The 2281-nt window shown below is 66.4% G+C and carries 2 protein-coding genes and 1 pseudogene; all 3 read left to right on the top strand.

From position 1 onward, the window contains the following. Positions 1-269 (top strand): annotated as a pseudogene (locus tag ACRCSW_RS07340) (hypothetical protein); the annotation flags it as partial. Beyond that, positions 266-1264, top strand: coding sequence for a glycosyltransferase family 2 protein (locus tag ACRCSW_RS07335; protein ID WP_438703842.1), 999 nt, complete (start codon positions 266-268; stop codon positions 1262-1264). The pseudogene ACRCSW_RS07340 and the gene ACRCSW_RS07335, both read left to right, overlap by 4 nt. A 5-nt stretch (positions 1265-1269) precedes the next feature. Then, on the top strand, positions 1270-2281 hold a 1012-nt coding region (locus ACRCSW_RS07330; protein WP_438703840.1), incomplete at its 3' end, for a glycosyltransferase.

The following is a 2281-nucleotide window of genomic DNA, read 5'->3' as shown; positions in this document are numbered from 1 at the left end:
TGCGCGACGTGGCGGCCATGATCGCCCGTCTGACCGGGGCGCCAGCGGGTCTGATTGCCTGTGCCGATCATCCGGACCCTGCCACGGAACTGCGCGCGGACCCGTCGCTGGCCTGGACAACGCTTGGCTGGCGGGCCGTGACCCCGCTTGAACACGGGCTTGCAAGCACAGTCGAATGGGAACGGCGACAGATGGCCTGCGGTTCGACGGACACGTCTGCAGGCAAGGCAGCACGTAAGTTGGCAACAGAAAAGGCGGTCGCGACATGACCCTGATCTCGATCCTGATCCCGGCCCTGAACGAGGAAGACAATGTCAGCACTGCCTATGAGCGGGTCAAGGCGGTCTTTGCCGACCTTCCGGGGCATGAGTTCGAATTGATCTTTACCGACAACCATTCCACCGACCGCACCTTCGATATCCTGACCGGCATTGCCCGGTCCGATCCCCGGGTGCGGGTCATCCGCTTTTCGCGCAACGTGGGGTATCAGCGGTCGGTGCTGACCGCCTATCGCGCGGCGTCCGGCGATTGCGCGATCCAGCTTGACTGCGACATGCAGGATCCGCCGGAACTGATCCCTTTGATGCTGGCGAAATGGCGTGAGGGGCATCAGGTCGTCTACGGCGTCCGTCGCAGCCTGCCCGACGGGCCTGTGGTTGCGGCCGCGCGCCGGCTTTTCTATGCGCTGATCACCTGGATGAGCGAGGACGACCTGCCCCGGAACGCCGGGGAATTCCGGCTGACCGACCGCCGCATCCTGGACGAGTTGCGCGGGATCGAGGATCACTCTCCCTACGTCCGGGGGCTGATCAGCGGCATGGGCTTTTCGCAGGTCGGTTTTGAATACGACAGGCAGGCCCGCACGGCCGGTACATCGAAATTCCCGTTCCGGGCGATGCTGTCGTTGGCCATCGATGGCATGATCAACCACTCGCTGCTGCCGCTGCGCATCGCCTCGTTCATCAGTCTCGCGGTAGGCCTGCTGACCTTCGTGCTGATGGCCGGCTATTTGTTTGGCCGCCTCATCTTCGGACAGGACTGGCCCGCGGGCTTTGCCACGACCACCGTGCTGCTGTTGATGTCGATCACGCTGAACGCGATGTTCATGGGTATCCTTGGCGAATATGTCGGGCGCATCTTCATGCAGGCGAAAGACCTGCACCGGCCGATTGTCGAGGCATCGCTGAACTTTGGCGGCGCAGAGGAGGTTGCCGCACCCCGCGCGGCGCGGCGCGTTGCGCGGTCCGTCCAAGCGGCAGAGTAGGCAAGATGCGCCTGCTGATCCTTCAAGCCGGGTTCGGGGCCGGGGGCGCCGAAAAGGTAGTTGCGATGCTGGCCGTGCATCGTGCCACCGCCGGGGATGAGGTGCATGTCGCGGCGCTTGGCGCGCAAACTGCGGCCACATATTTTTCCTATCCCGCAAGTGTCCGGCTGCACGCACTGGCGGGCGGCGGCGGCCGCGCGGGGCAGATTTCCCGGCTGCTCCGCATACGCCAGCTGCTGCGCGACCTGCGCCCCGATCTGGCCATCGCCTTCCTGACCAAGGTAAACACGCTGACGCTGGCCGCTGGCATCGGTCTGGACGTGCCCGTGATCGTTTCGGAACGGAACAACCCTCGGCGGCAGGCGGCGCATCCACTCTGGCGCCCGGCGCAGGGGCTGCTGATGCGACGCGCTGCGGCAATCGTCATGCAGACCGATCGGGCGCGGCGCGACCTGCCGCACGCGCTGTGGCCTCGTGCGCTTGTCATCGCCAACCCCTGCGAGCCCCTGCCTGGTTTTGCGTCGCAAGGGCCGGACGGTCCACTGCGTCTGGTGGCGGTCGGCCGGCTCGACGTGCAGAAGGGGTTCGATCTGCTGATCGATGCCTTCAGCCGCCTGCGCAACACGCGGCCCACTACGCTGACGATCTTTGGCGAGGGGCCGGAACGGGCGCGTCTGGAGGCGCTGCGGAACCGGCTCGGGCTGGCGGATCGGGTTGCGTTGCCGGGGGCCAGCGCCGCACCCGGCGGCTGGATCGCCGAGGCCGACATTCTGGTGGTGCCCTCACGCTTCGAAGGCTTTCCGAACGTCATCGCCGAGGCGGTGGTCACAGGGCTGCCGGTGGTTGCCTTCGACTGCGACTACGGCCCGCGCGAGCTGATCCGCCATGGCGGGAACGGGCTGCTGGTCCCGCCGGGGGATATTGACGGGCTTGCCGAAGCGATAGGCCGGATGATCGAGGATGAGGGCCTGCGCCGGGTGATGACGGCCAGTGCGGGCGTGTCGCGCGCCACCCTGC

Source organism: Tabrizicola sp., assembly GCF_051645465.1.
Taxonomy (GTDB): domain Bacteria; phylum Pseudomonadota; class Alphaproteobacteria; order Rhodobacterales; family Rhodobacteraceae; genus Tabrizicola.
Note: the sequence above shows the minus strand (reverse complement) of the source record. Positions and strands in the feature narration are given on the sequence as shown.

What these genes read in the sequence shown, in the direction of transcription:
- ACRCSW_RS07335 (WP_438703842.1), top strand. Translation starts at nt 266, where the DNA reads ATGACCCTGATCTCGATCCTGATCCCGGCCCTGAACGAGGAAGACAAT.